Genomic DNA, 1,021 nt, shown 5'->3' on the forward strand with positions numbered 1-1,021 from the left:
GTCCGCGGCGATCAGCACCGGGATCGCGGCGGCCCGCAGCCGGCGGCGGACCTCGGCGAGCCCGGCGATGTCCGGCACGGGCTGTTCGGCGTATTCCAGCCCGACGCCGGCGAGCCGGGTCAGCGCCTCGACCGCGGACGGGACGTCCCAGCCGCCGTTCGCGTCCACCCGGATCGCCGCGTCCGGGAGTGCCTCGCGGACCGCGGCTACCCGTGCGGCGTCGTCATCCAGGCTCTGCCCGGGCTCGGCCACCTTGATCTTGACGGCGTCCACCCGGCCGAAGCGTGCCAGGATCTCCTGGACCCGGTCCGCGGTGACGGCGGGGACCGTGGCGTTGACGGGGATGCTGGTGCGCAGCGGCTCGGGAAATCCCTGCCAGCCGGCCTCGATCGCGGCGAAGACGTCCTTCGGCTGGAAGTGGATGTCCGCGATCACCGGGATCTGGGACTTCTTGGCGATGATCGGCAGCGCCTCGGCGTCATCGGCCGACGGGCAGGCGACGCGCACGATGTTGCAGCCGGAGGCCGTGAGTTCCGCGATCTGCTGCAAGGTGGCGTTGATGTCGGTCTTCGGCGTCGTGGTCATGGACTGGACGCTGATGGGCGAATCGGAGCCGACGCCGACTGATCCCACCTTGATCTGGCGCGTCTTGCGGCGGGGGGCAAGAACGGGGGGCGGTGCTGACGGCATTCCCAGGCTGACCGAGGTCACATGGACTCCCTTTTAGAATTCGAAGTTGCGAAGGTGCGGGCGGGACGGGCTAGGCGTGCTCGGCCAGAAGACCGGTCAGCGGCGCCCACACGGTGGTGCGGGTGCCCGAGATGGCACCGGCGGCTGCGAAGGGGTCCTGCCGCAGAAGGTCGTTCAAGGCCGCCTCATCGGCGGCCTTGAAGATGAGCAGCGCGCCTGCACCGTCGCCGTAGGGGCCGCTGGCCAGCAGGGCGCCGTCACGGGCAAGATCCGCGGTCCATTCGCGGTGTGCCGGGCGGCTGGCATCGCGGACCTCGGATGATTCTGCGTC

The 1,021-nt window shown here is 70.6% G+C and carries 2 protein-coding genes; both read right to left on the reverse strand.

The genetic code is table 11. The features are described from left to right. Positions 1-711, reverse strand: a 711-nt coding sequence (locus LQV45_RS35495; RefSeq protein ID WP_230012753.1) for a flavodoxin-dependent (E)-4-hydroxy-3-methylbut-2-enyl-diphosphate synthase, incomplete at its 3' end; no start/stop codon positions are given. Between the two features lie 49 nt (positions 712-760). Continuing rightward, a partial coding sequence (locus tag LQV45_RS35500; RefSeq protein WP_230012756.1) for a YciI family protein occupies positions 761-1,021 on the reverse strand: 261 nt, incomplete at its 5' end.

Source organism: Microbacterium sp. Bi128, assembly GCF_918698205.1.